13 protein-coding genes are annotated in these 12,676 nt (G+C 59.4%); 10 read left to right on the forward strand and 3 right to left on the reverse strand.

Annotated features, from left to right (window positions below; genetic code table 11):
• The first annotated feature begins 70 nt into the window (after positions 1-70).
• The 4 genes from drt3a to GOQ09_RS25750 all read left to right on the forward strand — a co-directional run bounded on the left by drt3a (position 71) and on the right by GOQ09_RS25750 (position 4,804).
• Positions 71-1,327 (forward strand): antiviral reverse transcriptase Drt3a, encoded by a 1,257-nt coding sequence (drt3a, locus tag GOQ09_RS25735; protein WP_157616466.1) that lies wholly within the window; start codon positions 71-73, stop codon positions 1,325-1,327.
• Positions 1,320-3,227 (forward strand): antiviral reverse transcriptase Drt3b, encoded by a 1,908-nt coding sequence (gene drt3b / locus GOQ09_RS25740; protein ID WP_157616467.1) that lies wholly within the window; start codon positions 1,320-1,322, stop codon positions 3,225-3,227. The genes drt3a and drt3b overlap by 8 nt, the downstream gene beginning before the upstream one ends.
• A gap of 241 nt (positions 3,228-3,468) precedes the next feature.
• The gene (locus tag GOQ09_RS25745; protein ID WP_157616468.1) at positions 3,469-3,945 is read left to right on the forward strand and encodes an FKBP-type peptidyl-prolyl cis-trans isomerase; all 477 of its coding nucleotides are present in this window, start codon (positions 3,469-3,471) and stop codon (positions 3,943-3,945) included.
• Between the two features lie 13 nt (positions 3,946-3,958).
• A complete protein-coding gene (locus tag GOQ09_RS25750; RefSeq protein WP_157616469.1) occupies positions 3,959-4,804 on the forward strand; it encodes a DUF6216 family protein in 846 nt (281 codons plus the stop codon).
• Here GOQ09_RS25750 and GOQ09_RS25755 read toward each other — a convergent pair.
• The gene (locus GOQ09_RS25755; protein WP_157616470.1) at positions 4,801-6,405 is read right to left on the reverse strand and encodes a CYTH and CHAD domain-containing protein; all 1,605 of its coding nucleotides are present in this window, start codon (positions 6,403-6,405) and stop codon (positions 4,801-4,803) included. The genes GOQ09_RS25750 and GOQ09_RS25755 overlap by 4 nt on opposite strands.
• 175 nt (positions 6,406-6,580) lie before the next feature.
• Here GOQ09_RS25755 and GOQ09_RS25760 point away from each other — a divergent pair, with 175 nt between their 5' ends.
• Positions 6,581-6,997: a VOC family protein gene (locus tag GOQ09_RS25760; RefSeq protein WP_157616471.1), complete on the forward strand. Its 417-nt coding sequence runs from the start codon at positions 6,581-6,583 to the stop codon at positions 6,995-6,997.
• A 25-nt stretch (positions 6,998-7,022) separates the two neighbouring features.
• Positions 7,023-8,237: a pirin family protein gene (locus GOQ09_RS25765; protein WP_157616472.1), complete on the forward strand. Its 1,215-nt coding sequence runs from the start codon at positions 7,023-7,025 to the stop codon at positions 8,235-8,237.
• A 35-nt stretch (positions 8,238-8,272) separates the two neighbouring features.
• On the opposite strand, the gene GOQ09_RS25770 is transcribed toward GOQ09_RS25765, so the two are convergent.
• Positions 8,273-8,563: a YciI family protein gene (locus tag GOQ09_RS25770; RefSeq protein ID WP_157616473.1), complete on the reverse strand. Its 291-nt coding sequence runs from the start codon at positions 8,561-8,563 to the stop codon at positions 8,273-8,275.
• 148 nt (positions 8,564-8,711) lie between these two features.
• Between GOQ09_RS25770 and GOQ09_RS25775 the strand changes: the two genes are divergently transcribed.
• Both GOQ09_RS25775 and GOQ09_RS25780 read left to right on the forward strand, forming a co-directional pair.
• Positions 8,712-9,791, forward strand: a complete 1,080-nt coding sequence (locus GOQ09_RS25775; RefSeq protein WP_157616474.1) for a M4 family metallopeptidase — start codon at positions 8,712-8,714, stop codon at positions 9,789-9,791.
• Complete coding sequence (locus GOQ09_RS25780; protein ID WP_157616475.1) at positions 9,788-10,126, forward strand: protealysin inhibitor emfourin; 339 nt, start codon at positions 9,788-9,790, stop codon at positions 10,124-10,126. Before GOQ09_RS25775 ends, GOQ09_RS25780 begins: the two co-directional genes overlap by 4 nt.
• A 32-nt stretch (positions 10,127-10,158) precedes the next feature.
• On the opposite strand, the gene GOQ09_RS25785 is transcribed toward GOQ09_RS25780, so the two are convergent.
• Positions 10,159-11,487 carry an Nramp family divalent metal transporter gene (locus GOQ09_RS25785; RefSeq protein ID WP_157616476.1) on the reverse strand — a complete coding sequence of 443 codons (1,329 nt, stop codon included), beginning with the start codon at positions 11,485-11,487 and terminating at the stop codon, positions 10,159-10,161.
• Between the two features lie 115 nt (positions 11,488-11,602).
• Here GOQ09_RS25785 and GOQ09_RS25790 point away from each other — a divergent pair, with 115 nt between their 5' ends.
• Positions 11,603-11,911, forward strand: coding sequence for a putative quinol monooxygenase (locus tag GOQ09_RS25790; protein ID WP_157616477.1), 309 nt, complete (start codon positions 11,603-11,605; stop codon positions 11,909-11,911).
• Between the two features lie 84 nt (positions 11,912-11,995).
• A complete protein-coding gene (locus tag GOQ09_RS25795; RefSeq protein WP_157616478.1) occupies positions 11,996-12,592 on the forward strand; it encodes a hypothetical protein in 597 nt (198 codons plus the stop codon).
• Positions 12,593-12,676 lie beyond the last annotated feature (84 nt).

Here is a 12,676-nt window from a genome sequence, read left to right on the forward strand (position 1 = left end):
GAACCATTAATGCCTCCGGGCAATTTTCGACCTGCAACCACATTTCCCTAAGACAAACACCGAGCGACCAATGCATCGAATATTTACTTTGGCAGGATTTGGTCGAGTCATACGCGCTGGCGATTCGCGTCGATTCTCTGTTGATTTGAAGAACGACCGCGAAAGTGTCATGGAAGCCGTTGTCTCTGCGGCCACTGTTGGCGACGTGACCTTTTCTCCGCATTTCTCTAGCACCATCAAAAAGAGAAAATGCTACTCAATAAAGACATACTCCCATATTTTAGTTTTAAGGGCTATAGCACTATTTCTCTCTCGTCGTTTTCGAATTAACCCCCGGGGGCGCGACAGCATCGTAAAAGAAATAATTGAGACGCTCAGCGACTCGACACCAATGCACATTTACCGTCGGGACATAAGCTCTTTCTATGAGAATCTTCCTATAAAAATAGCTGAAGATCAAATTCTCTATAGCGCATTCATTCCTACAAGAATGAGAGATTACATAAAAAAGTTTTTTGAGACCTTTTCCCCGGGCGCTGTGGGAGTTCCTCGAGGCATTGGTCTGAGCACTGTGATCTCAGAATTAGTCATGAGAAAAAACGACCAAAGAATTAGAGAAATGGAGGGCGTCTATAAATATTTCAGATATTCCGACGACATTCTAATATTCTCCACACAATCTTCCGAGCAACTAGCGGCGAAGCTTGCGACAACCTTACCCCCTGGGCTCACCTTTAATACCTCGAAGTCATCAGAAATATCCGTCACTCAAGAGAAAAAGTCCTTAGCCAAGCAGGTTGCCATTGAGTATCTTGGCTACAAATTCCAATTCTCCGATCACGCGGGGGACAATAAACCTCGGAAAATAACTGTATCCATCTCGGACAAGAAAATTTCAAAACTAAAAAGCAAACTCATTTGCATTTTCAAGAACTTTTCAACTTCCAAGGATTTCGGACTTTTCAAAGATCGTATCCAATTTATAAGCAGCAACTACTTCGCTTATAGAAGAGGGGTCAATTCCCTAAAAGACTCCTCCTATGTAAAATCCGGGATCTACTATAACTATCATCTCTGCGGAGTCTACCAAGGCAGTATCCGCCAACCTCACGATTGCAGCGACCTAAAATCATTAGATGGATTTTACAACTCGCTATTGGCGGGTCGAAGCAGTGAATTCCGATCTCTTTTCATAGGGACGCTCGGCAAAGCACAACTGCAGGTGATGCGGAGATTTTCATTTTTCAAAGGCTTCGAACATCGAATGACGGTTCGCTTTTCGAGCGAACGGATACGAGATATAAAGAAGGTCTGGCGAAATGGCTAAGAGCAACAAGAAGCAATGGAAATATCGCCCACTGCTAACGGAAACTTTGCCGTATGAGGTGCCTGTTATTTTTTTTAACGATCGCTTCTACTATGCGCTTGCTAGAACATGCCCCGATCCAGAAGTTTCTAAAGCATTAGAAAAATTATTCTTACCGATCAACAGATATACGCAGCCATACAACTACAGCATCCGAAAAGACCAACTCCGCACGACCGAACTCAGTATTATTCATCCGCTTTGGCAGGTAGAAATATGTGAAACATACGCAAGCTACGAAGGAAGCCTTCTCTCGTACTGCGCAAAGAGCGAATATTCCCTTCGAAAACCAATAGCCATTGCCTCAGTATTTGCAGCAAACCGTTTAACCAACGGAATCTCAGCAGCAAAAGTTGGCCTAGTGCACGCCGAGGTCGCAGCAGACGAATTGGATCCCTCCCACATTACCTCTTATTTTGTTTACGGAAAATACAATCTGCTGAGCAAGTTTTTTGAATCCAAGGAATTCATAAGACTAGAAAAAAAATTCCCTCTTATGCGCACCTTAGACATATCGAAATGCTTCTACAACATATACACCCACTCGATTAGCTGGGCAATAAAAGGAAAGCAATTCTCGAAAGAAAATAGCAACGCCTTTTCGTTTGAAGGTCGCCTTGACAAAATAATGCAATGCGCAAACTACAACGAAACAAATGGCATTGTGGTAGGCCCAGAATTCTCACGGATTTTTGCAGAGATCATCCTGCAAGATGTTGACTCAAAAATACAGAGGCAGCTCCTCAAAGAGGATCTATACGAAGGTGCTCATTATTCGATCAGGCGCTATGTCGATGACTATTCTGTGTTTGCTCACAGCACAGAGGATTTGGACAAAATTGAACGGGTGATTTCTGAGAATTTACGGGCTTACAAACTATATCTAAACAGCAAGAAAAATCTTACGCTAGCGCGCCCATTTATTTCCTCGTTGAGTTTGGCACGAATAGAGTTAAGCGAGATTCTCGACGAACTCAGGGCTCTTACGAAGGATGATGCAATCAGCTCTAAAGCCTCAGCCGTCAAGATCCGGTCAATGCTTCGAAATGTTCGCGGAGTTGTCAAGAGCCATGGCGTTGAATTTGGCTATATTAGTGGCTGGATTATTGCTGCCCTTATTCGGGTAGTCACTTCAGCCGGCCTTCGGGCGAAGTCTTCTACGCCGGATCTCGTCAGCGATATTTGGTTGGATGTGGTGCGTCCATCTCTAGATTTGGCGTTTTATGTATGCGCGCTGGATTTTCGGGTACGGACCTCCTACAGCCTCTGCCAAATAATCAAGGCTATATTTGATGCTCGAGATCATTTAAAACCCGGACATTTCGATCAAATTCAACACCTGATTGCAGAGGAATTGGGAAGTTTAGTCAAGTCGAGCGCCTACATTAAGACGGAGGGCAGGCAGGATTATGTAGAGCTCTATAACATTCTCATTTGTGGAACTCATTTCTTGAAATCCGCATTTACCCAGAACGGCCCAGTGCGTGCGACCTTAGCTTCGCTACTCAACTCCGAGTTCAGCTATTTCAAATACATCACCTTAAAATTTTGTTTTCTAGGCGACCAGTCGTCTGACGCACATCTCGCTGAACTAAATAAATTAGCTCGCGCGTTTCTCATTAGTGGACCGGAACATCGACAATGCTCTGAGCGCTTTCTACTGCTGTGCGATCTGCTTAGTTCGCCGGACATACAGAATAAAGAAAAAAGGTCCATATACGAGGAAACGGTAGGAGGGCAAATGAGCGCCAAGGCTATGGATTCACTCGCATCTTTAGTGGGCTTCGTGGACTGGGGCGCCGTGAATATGGAGCATCTGCTCCGACGAAAGGAACTCCGCCCGGTCTACGCTATGGCATAGTAGCGACGGGGCGCTGGTCATATGAAGGCCACCCTGTGCGAACTTTCGAGGTTGCATGGGGTTTACGGAGGTCTATGGCTTCCGGGTTCTGTAAGAACACACACATCTCAGAGATTGGCGCTCCACCTCTTCAAGTTATGTTGGTCGAAGCCTGCAAGGGCAGAAGCGCCCCCAATCGACAGTTTCACCGGTGCAAAACTTCATCGCTCGACTGAAGTCTCCCTTGCAACTGGATACCCAAATGAAAATCGAAAAAGACGCCGTCGTCACCCTCAAGTACAAGGTCGCCGATGCCCAGGGCAAGCTCATCGAAGCCAGCCCCGAGCCGATGGCCTACCTGCATGGCGGGTACGAAAACACGCTGCCCAAGATCGAGGAAGCGCTCGATGGCAAGGAAAAGGGCTACCAGACCACGCTGAACCTTGCGCCTGAAGACGCCTTCGGCCTGCGCGACGAAACGCTGGTGCGCAGCATTCCCAAGTCCGAATTTCCGCCGGGCGTGAAGGTGGGCGGACAGCTGCAGGGGCGGCTCGACGACGGCACCGAACACGTTTTTACGGTGATGAAGATCAAGGGCCCCGTGGTGCTGCTCGACGGCAACCATCCGTGGGCGGGCAAGGCGTTGAAGTTCAGCCTCCAGGTGACGGACGTGCGCGCTGCATTACCAGTGGAGATAGAGCATCGGCACGTGCACGGGGCGCACGGGCACCACCACTAATCCTTAGCCGCGGATGGATTCCACGACTGTTTCGAATCTCGCCCAGTCGTTCAGCTTGGCAGTGCCCCTGCTGATAGCTGCGGCATTTGCTTGGGCGATCTATCGCGCAGGTTCTCGACAAGTCGTCGTACGGAGGCTGTGGCAACTGGTGCATGGCAAACAAGAAATTGCTGACCCGCAGATTCGAGCATTCGTTGAGGAAGAAGCAAGTCTGCTTTCGTTTCGTATGTTGGCGGGAGTCCCTGTTTCTTCCTTGGAGAAAGCTCACCAACTCATCGACTGGGCAAAGTCGAACGACATACAGATGTACAGATTGCGCCTGTGTGGTGACCTGTTTGACCCGGATACCCGTCAGATCCGAGTAGAAGACTTGCCATCCGAGTGGGCGCTCGGCTTGAAGTGCGCCCGGCTCTTGCTGTGTGTGCTTCTCACCGTTGCCAGCGTTGGAATTCTTTTCTTCGACAGGACGTTGATGAAGATCAATGAAACCGAGCGGCATTTCTTCGCGACGCCGTCAGGACTGGGAACGCTCGGATCCGCCATTCCGTTTGGGCCGTCGCCATTGAAAGCCGTAGAGTGTTCGCGGCCCGTCAGTGCGAACGCGGCACGGACCGCCTTCACGGAGCGAGAGGTCGAAATTCTCTGTGGCGTGCTCAAGGCAAGCGAGACCCCTGCCTATCTGAAAACAGCGCTAAATGATCAGCGCTGGGAAACTGCCAAGTTGCTCTTGATCTCAGCAGTGCTCGCCTGGATGAGCTTTTTCTCGTGGGCGTCAGGATTCGCTGCTCACAAGCTGTCGAAGCGACGTATCGACCCAGCAATCTCCGGCATCCAACTCAACCTCGCGCTTCACGACTAGCTACGCTTCTTCCAGAAGCGCCGCCCCTTCTCGATCTTGCCCAGCGCCTCGCGGCAGGCCTTCGCGCCAGCCGCATGGCGCGCACTGAACCAGCCGACCGCGAACCATGCGCGCGCATCGTGCGCAGCGGCTTCGCGGTAGAGCGTCATCGCCACGGCTTCGTCGTTGAACTCGCCCAGCGCGTCTTGCGCCGGACGCAGCCGCTTCAGGTAACACTCGGCAGCTGAGCTTTTTCCATCGCCCGCGTCGGCAAACAGCGGCGCCGCGAACTCGGCCAGATAGCGCAGGCGTTTGAGCCGCTTGCGGGTGCGGTGCTGGTCTTCGGTGGGCAAGGACTCGAAGCGCTGGCCGTCTCGGACGACCTGTTTGTGCAAGCGCTGCAGGCGTTTGCGCAAGAAGCGACGGGCGTCGCCGGCATCCAGCGGCGCCGGTTGCTCCTGCTGTGCGGCTTCTCCGGCTTTCGCCGCTTCCGCGTGCGTCGTCGTGGCGGTAAAGCCGATGAGCGAGACCAGCACCGACTGGAACGCCGGCGTGCGCACGATGTCGCCGGCTGACTGTGCGCCAGCCGCGGCCCGGTTGCCCGCGAGCGGATCGAACTCCGGTGCGCCGGCGCTACGCAATTGCGGCTGCGCCAGCTTCACGATCTGCTCGCGGTCGCGCAGCGCGCCAAGAGCGCGAAAGGCTTCGACCAAGGGCGGCTCCCATGCGGCCACGTCGAGAACACCCGCGCTTGCATCGAGCCCCGCGAGCTCGCGCAATGCGGTGCGCAGCCGCCGAATGCCGATGCGCAACTGGTGGATCTGCTCCTCGTCGGTGCTACCGGCCGCAATCTCGCTGGCGTTGGGCAGCATCTGGGCGAGACAAGACGCGACCACGGCTTGCTGGATGGTGCGGCCGTCGAGCTTGTCGTCTTTTTCATCGGCGAAGCGGGGCGGCTCGGCCTTGATGGCCGGCGCTACCTCGAGCTTTGCCAGCAGGCGGGCGCCGCGTTCGGCCTTGGAGACGGTGCTGAACCACAGGCCGTGCTGCTGAGACCAGCGGCGCGCAAGCGCCACCAGACCTTGCACATCGCCCCGCTTGAGCTCGAGTTCCAGTTCGCACACCGGCGATTCGCGCTGCTCGGGCGTGCCTGCGTGGGCGACGACCTTGCCGACGTCGAGCGCCAGCTCCACCACGGCCGCATTGGCGCCGGTGGTGCGCACGTCGCGCGTGAGCCGCACGATGTCCGTGGATTGGCGCTCGACCAGCGGCGCGCCGCTGTCGGCCAGTACCTTGGCCAGCCGCTCGCCGACCGGCGTGCCCTGATGGCGTTGCGGGTCGATCGTGGGCGACGCACCTCCCGCCGCAGCACCAAGATCGACGTTGTGTTCGAGCCGGTGCAAGGCGTTGTCGCCGGTGGCCTTGACGGTCTGCACCCAGCGCCGTCCTTCTTTGCGCAGGCGCAGCACGATGCCTTGCGCGGCCAGCGCCTGGTCGGCCGTGTCGAAATAGCGCGCCTGCAGCCGGGTGCGAACCACGGTGCCGCGCCGCATGGCGGCCTCGACGGCTTTCAGGCGCTCTGCGGGAATATGAAACTTGAACTCGATTTCCATGAGGGCCATGATGCCCTCTCTTCTTCGGCTCGGCCCCACTCCCGGGCCGGACGCGAAAGCTCGCAACTCCGTGTTCAAAAAATATGTGGACGCCGTCCATTTTCTTTGATATCTTTTGTGGACGGCGTACACAACACGCCGGCAAACCACCCGATCCACTCTTCATCGACACAGGAAGACAACCATGGCCAACAAGCAAATCTTCGTGAACCTCCCCGTCAAGAACCTGGAAAAGTCCAAGGCATTCTTTGCCGCGCTGGGCTATACCTTCAACGAGCAATTCACCGACGCCAACGCCGCCTGCATGGTGATCAACGAAGGCAGCATCCACGCCATGCTGCTGGTCGAAGACTTCTTCAAGACCTTTACGGACAAGAGCCTCACCGACACGAGCAAGAGCACCGAGGTGCTGCTGTGCCTGTCGTGCGAGAGCCGCGCGGAGGTGGACGAAATGGTGGCCAAGGCGGTGGCCGCGGGCGGCACGGTGCCGCGCGCGCCGCAGGACTACGGCTTCATGTACGGCCACGGCTTCCAGGACATCGACGGCCACCTGTGGGAACTGAGCTTCATGGACCCGAACGCCGAAATGCCCCCGCAGTAAGGCACGGCCAAAGGGAACAAGAACGATGCCCATCGTTCCATATGCGCTCTTCACTGTTGCACGGAAGGCACCTTCCTTAAAGCACGTTCGCCCCGATATTCCGAAGAACAATGCTGCCGCGCATTCCGCGGCGCGATCAACGGAAAGGAATATCGAGGTGTCCAGCAACAACAGCAAAGAAGAAGGCCGCAGCCCCGTGCTGCAGGTGAGCGCGCTCGGCTTTCCGTGGCAGACGATCGACCCGTTCTTGTTCTGCGTCTATCACGACGACGCTTATCCCAAAGCCAACGCGCAGATGGGGCCCGAGGCTCCGCTGGCGGGCCGGCAGATCGGCCAGGACTTCAGCCGCACAGACGGCTGGAGCATGTACCACGGCGAGACGGTGCCGGGCTTCCCATCGCATCCGCATCGCGGCTTCGAAACCGTGACCATCGTGCGCAAGGGGCTGGTCGACCACTCCGATTCGCTGGGCGCCACCGCGCGCTTTGGCGGCGGCGACGTGCAGTGGCTCACCGCCGGCAAGGGCATCGTGCATTCGGAGATGTTTCCGCTGCTCGATGCGAACGCGCCCAACCCGCTGGAGCTGTTCCAGATCTGGCTCAACCTGCCGGCCAGAAGCAAGATGGCCGATCCGCACTTCACGATGTTCTGGTCGGAAGCGATTCCGCGCTTTGCGTCCGACGATGCGAGCGGCGGCCGCACCGAGGTCGCTGTGATTGCGGGCCGCTTCGGCGATTCCGCGGGCAATGGCAACGCATCAGCGCCGATCGCACCGCTTGCGCCGCCGCCCGATTCGTGGGCTGCGCAGGCCGATGCCGACGTGGCGATCTGGACGCTGAAGATGACGCCCGGCGCGCGGTGGACGCTGCCCGCCGCAACCGGGGAGGGCACGCGGCGCATGCTGTACTTCTTCAAGGGCGCCGTCGCACACGTTGCGGGGCAGCGCATAGAAGGCCCGGCCGCCATCGAGCTGCGCGCCGATGCGGCTGTGGACTTGGTCAACGGCAACGAAGAGGCCAGCGAATTCCTGCTGCTGCAAGGCCGCCCGATCGCAGAGCCGGTGGTGCAATACGGGCCCTTCGTGATGAACACGCAGGCGGAGATCAGCCAGACCCTGGCCGATTACCGACGCACACAATTCGGTGGCTGGCCGTGGAGCGACCCGGCACCGGTGCATGGCCGCGATGCGGCCCGTTTTGCGCGGCATCCGGGCGGGCGCGAAGAAAAACCGAAGCCTTGAAAAAGAAGAAGCGGGCCAGGCCAGCCTGCGGCGAATCAGAAAGTTTTAAGCAGCTCGACGGCGGGGGCCGTCATGCTGGGCACGAACTCGATCACGTGCGTGCTTGCCACGCCGCTCTGCACGAAGGGGTCGCGTGCCAGCACCGCGTCGAGCGCGGCCCGGTCGCCCGAGCGCGCGAGGATCACGCCGCCCTTGCGCGGCACCTGCCGGCCCGAGGCCACGAAGAGGCCGCTCGCGTAGTGCTTTCGTAGCCATGTCATGTGCCCATCCATCAGCGCATCGAGCTCTTCAAGCGGACGGATGTAGGTGAGAGTGACGATGAACATGGACGAGGCGGCAAGTAGATCTGGAACTTGCAATGCTATGGCCTGAAGCGTGGGCATTCCGTGACACGAGAAGTAACGGAGTGATCTATGTTTTGCAGCTTCTGCTAACTTCTTTTTCATCGCTTCAACTGCCCAGGGGAGTCGTTCAATGCCGCTTCAGTCGCCGCGCCTTTTGCCGCCTGGTTTCGTACCGCCGTATCTGCTGGACCGGCTGGCCGAGCGTGCGAGCGCCCATGCAAGCGCACGGGCGGCGCAAACGCTGATGATCGACCGCGAGCACCGCGGCCTTCGCGAGGCGGTGGCCGTTCAAGGCACGCCAGGGGTCTCGTCGGGCCGGCCACCGGCTTATGTGCGGCGCAACTCGCCGCAGCGCGCCGTTCACGACGCGGAGCACACCATGAGCCTGCCGGGCCGGCTGGTGCGCGCCGAAGGGCAGGCACCCACACCCGACATCGCAGCCGACGAGGCCTACGACTACCTGGGCGCCACCTACCGGCTATACCGCGACATCTACGAGCGCGACTCCATCGACAACGCCGGCATGCCGCTCACGGGCAGCGTGCACTACGGCAACGACTACGACAACGCGTTCTGGAACGGCAAGCAAATGGTGTTCGGTGACGGCGACGGCGAGGTCATGAACCGCTTCACCATCGCGGTGGACATCATCGGCCACGAGCTGACGCACGGCGTCATCGATCACGAGTCGGGTTTGATCTACCAGGGGCAGTCGGGCGCGCTCAATGAATCGGTCTGCGACGTGTTCGGTGTTCTGGTGAAGCAGCACTTGCTCAAGCAGACGGCGCAGCAGGCCGACTGGCTCGTAGGTGCGGGGCTTTTCACCGCCAAGGTAGAGGCACGCGCGTTGCGCTCGATGGCCGAGCCCGGCACGGCCTACGACGATCCGGTGCTCGGCAAAGACCCCCAGCCCGCCCACATGAAAGACCTGGTCGTCACACGGCAGGACAATGGCGGCGTGCACATCAATTCCGGCATTCCGAACCGCGCCTTCTATCTTGCGGCCACGGCGATCCAGGGCCCGGCCTGGGAAACAGCGGGCCGCGTCTGGTACGACACCGTGTGCGACAGGCGGCTGCGCCAGGACGCCGATTTCCTGGCCTTCGCACAACTGAGCGTGGAGAATGCAGCCAGGCGCTTCGGCGCCGACAGCGCGGCGCACAAGGCCATCGGCGCCGCATGGAACACCGTGGGGGTCACACCATCATGATTCAGCTTCCGCCTCTGGACCAGGCTTCGGTCGTGCGAGTAACGCGCGAAGGCGGCGTTGCCTACCTGCCGGGCCTTTCGCGGCCGCGCAGCTACCAACTGGGCAATTGCAGCGAAGAACTGCGCCAGCAGATCGGCGAGGCCTTGCAAAGTGCCGCACCGCACGCAGGGCAGCGCGAAGAACCCGGCTCGCAGGGCGGTGACCAGCGCTTCTACCGCGTGGAGGTGGTGGTGGAGAGCGCCACCACGCAGTCGGGTTCGGTCAGCTTCGAAGTGCCCGAGAACGAAGCCCCTGAAGCATTGGTGCACCTCTGGAAAGACGCGGCCGACCGCTGAGGCGCGCCCTCCAGGCTTGCCAAGGCCTCAGTTCAGAGCCCGCCGCGAATCGTCGACACCACAAGCCATACGTTGGCCGAGCTGATCACGCCAAACAGTCCCCATGCCAGCAGCTTGACGACCGTGCCGTTGGCAAAGCCGCCCATCATGGCGCGGCTGCTCGTGAAGCGGATCAGCGGCCACATCGCGAACGGCAACTGAAAGCTCAGCACCACCTGGCTCAGCACCAGCATCTTGCCCACGCCGCCGTCGCCGAACCACCACACGCCCAGAAAGGCCGGCCCGAGCGCCAGGGCCCGTGTGATGAGGCGGCGCTGCCAGCACGGAATCTTCAGGTCGAGAAAGCCTTCCATGATGATCTGGCCCGCGATGGTGCCGGTGAAGGTCGAGCTCTGGCCCGATGCCAGCAGTGCAATGCCGAACAGCGTGGCCGCCACCGCACTGCCCACGATCGGTTCGATGAGCCGGTAGGCATCGTCGATCTCCGTCACTTCCACATGGCCTGTGCTGTGGAAGGCACTGGCCGCCAGAACCATGATGGCAGCGTTGACCAGGAGGGCGAGCGAAAGCGAGATCACCGCGTCGAAGGTGCAGAAGCGCACCGCCTCGCGCCGCGCCGCATCGCTGTCGGCCACCAGCCGGGTTTGCACGATGGATGAGTGCAGATATAGGTTGTGCGGCATCACCGTGGCGCCGACAACGCCGATGGCAAGATACAGCGCGCCGGGCTGCTGCAGCCGCTCGAAGCTCGGCGCAAAGCCCATGGCCACGCCGAACCAGTTGGGCTGCGACATCGCAAGCTCCACCACGAAACAACCCGCGATGGTGCCCACCAGCCCGAGCACGATCGCCTCGACGCGCCGGAAGCCCGCGCCTTGCAGCCCCAGCACGAGCAGCGTGTCGAACGCAGTGATTGCAATGCCGACCGGAATCGACACGCCGAACAGCAGATGCAATGCGAGCGCGCTGCCCAGCACCTCGGCCAGGTCGCAGGCCACGATGGCGAGTTCCGCGCCCAGCCACAGAAAGCGGCTGACGCGCGGCGAATAGTGCTCGCGGCAAGCGCGTGCGAGATCCTTCTGCGCCACGAGGCCGAGCCGCACGCACAGCGTTTGCAGCAGCATGGCGGCCAGGCTCGCAAGCAGCACCACGAAGAGCAGGCCGTAGCCGAAGCGCGAGCCGGCCTCGATGTCGGTCGCCCAGTTGCCCGGGTCCATGTAGCCGACCGACACCAGCAGGCCGGGGCCCGCGTAACGCAGGAGCTTCTTGCCGAAGGGCAGGTCCTGCGGGACCGCCACGCTGCCTTTGACCTCGGAAGGGCAGAACGGCGCGGTGGCGGTGCGGGGCAGCGGAAAGAACATGCGGGCGATGATAGGGGTGGCGCATCGGGTCTCGCGCGGGACCGACACCAAAGCGCCGGATCTTTTAGATTCGACGCTCGCCATTCAATCACTCACAACACCGGAGTCCGTTTCAATGATCCACGTTGTCGCCGTCATTACCGCCAAGCCCGGCCAGCGCGCCCAGTTGCTCGAAGCCTTTGCCGCCAACCGCGCGGCCGTGCTGGCCGAAGAAGGCTGCATCGAATACGGCGCCACTATCGACGCGCAGGGCGTTCCGTCGTCGAAGGCCAGCTTCGGGCCCGACACCTTCGTGGTAATTGAAAAGTGGGAAACACTGGCCCACCTGCAGGCGCATGCCGTCGCGCCGCACATGAAAGCCCATGGCGAGAAGACCAAAGCACTCGTTGAGAGCAAGCTGATCCACGTGCTCGAACCGGTCTGACAGCCACGGCACGGGCCTTCGCGCGCGGCGCAATGCCTGCTACCCTCGCGCCGGGATCAGGCATCCCGAGGAGGGACTCACGGCATGGCGATCTTCTTCAGACCGCTCGGCTGGCGCGTGCGCGCTTTCACTTTGGGGCTGGGCGCAATGGCCGCGGCCTTGCTGTCGGCCGGTTGCGCGCAACTCGCTGCGCCGCCTTACGCAGCCGACTATGAAGCGCTCGACCGGCTCGAGGCCACCCGCCCCGGCATGGTTGCCGTCGCCAAGGTGCAGCCCACCGATCCGAACGACAGGATCAACGCCCTGAGCCTGCGCCGCGCGAAGCTGCTTTCGCCCAGCGGCACCTTCGCGCAATACCTGGAGGACGCGCTGATGCGCGACCTGGGCGAGATATCGGCCTATGACCCCAAGGCTCCGACCCGCATCGCGGCGCGAATACTGGTCAATGAGCTCGACCTTGGCGTGATCAACGGCACGGGCCGCATGGACGTGGAACTGGTGGTGACGCGCGCCAACGCGCAGCGGCTGCGCAAGACCTACCGCGGCGAGATCGCCTTCGATTCGAGCTACGCGAACATCGTCGCCGTGCCCGCCGGGCAAGCCGCCTACCCGAGGCTGGTGCGCGCGCTTCTGCGCCAGGTGTATGCGGACCCGCAATTCATCGCGGCCATTGCGCCGTAGAACCAGCCGGAGAGCGCCTCACCATGATGTCGTTTCCTTTGTGTTCGATTCTTTTGTCTTCGGCCACACGCGCGTGCACCGCCG

It is taken from the genome of Variovorax paradoxus (assembly GCF_009755665.1).
Classification (GTDB): Bacteria; Pseudomonadota; Gammaproteobacteria; order Burkholderiales; family Burkholderiaceae_C; genus Variovorax; species Variovorax paradoxus_G.

Excerpts from the sequence above, each read along its gene's own strand:
- GOQ09_RS25745 (WP_157616468.1), top strand. The coding sequence starts at position 3,469 with ATGAAAATCGAAAAAGACGCCGTCGTCACCCTCAAGTACAAGGTCGCC.
- drt3a (WP_157616466.1), top strand. The coding sequence starts at position 71 with ATGCATCGAATATTTACTTTGGCAGGATTTGGTCGAGTCATACGCGCT.
- GOQ09_RS25765 (WP_157616472.1), top strand. The coding sequence starts at position 7,023 with ATGCCCATCGTTCCATATGCGCTCTTCACTGTTGCACGGAAGGCACCT.
- drt3b (WP_157616467.1), top strand. The coding sequence starts at position 1,320 with ATGGCTAAGAGCAACAAGAAGCAATGGAAATATCGCCCACTGCTAACG.
- GOQ09_RS25770 (WP_157616473.1), bottom strand. The coding sequence starts at position 8,563 with ATGTTCATCGTCACTCTCACCTACATCCGTCCGCTTGAAGAGCTCGAT.
- GOQ09_RS25780 (WP_157616475.1), top strand. The coding sequence starts at position 9,788 with ATGATTCAGCTTCCGCCTCTGGACCAGGCTTCGGTCGTGCGAGTAACG.
- GOQ09_RS25795 (WP_157616478.1), top strand. The coding sequence starts at position 11,996 with ATGGCGATCTTCTTCAGACCGCTCGGCTGGCGCGTGCGCGCTTTCACT.
- GOQ09_RS25790 (WP_157616477.1), top strand. The coding sequence starts at position 11,603 with ATGATCCACGTTGTCGCCGTCATTACCGCCAAGCCCGGCCAGCGCGCC.
- GOQ09_RS25760 (WP_157616471.1), top strand. The coding sequence starts at position 6,581 with ATGGCCAACAAGCAAATCTTCGTGAACCTCCCCGTCAAGAACCTGGAA.
- GOQ09_RS25775 (WP_157616474.1), top strand. The coding sequence starts at position 8,712 with ATGCCGCTTCAGTCGCCGCGCCTTTTGCCGCCTGGTTTCGTACCGCCG.
- GOQ09_RS25785 (WP_157616476.1), bottom strand. The coding sequence starts at position 11,487 with ATGTTCTTTCCGCTGCCCCGCACCGCCACCGCGCCGTTCTGCCCTTCC.
- GOQ09_RS25750 (WP_157616469.1), top strand. The coding sequence starts at position 3,959 with ATGGATTCCACGACTGTTTCGAATCTCGCCCAGTCGTTCAGCTTGGCA.
- GOQ09_RS25755 (WP_157616470.1), bottom strand. The coding sequence starts at position 6,405 with ATGGCCCTCATGGAAATCGAGTTCAAGTTTCATATTCCCGCAGAGCGC.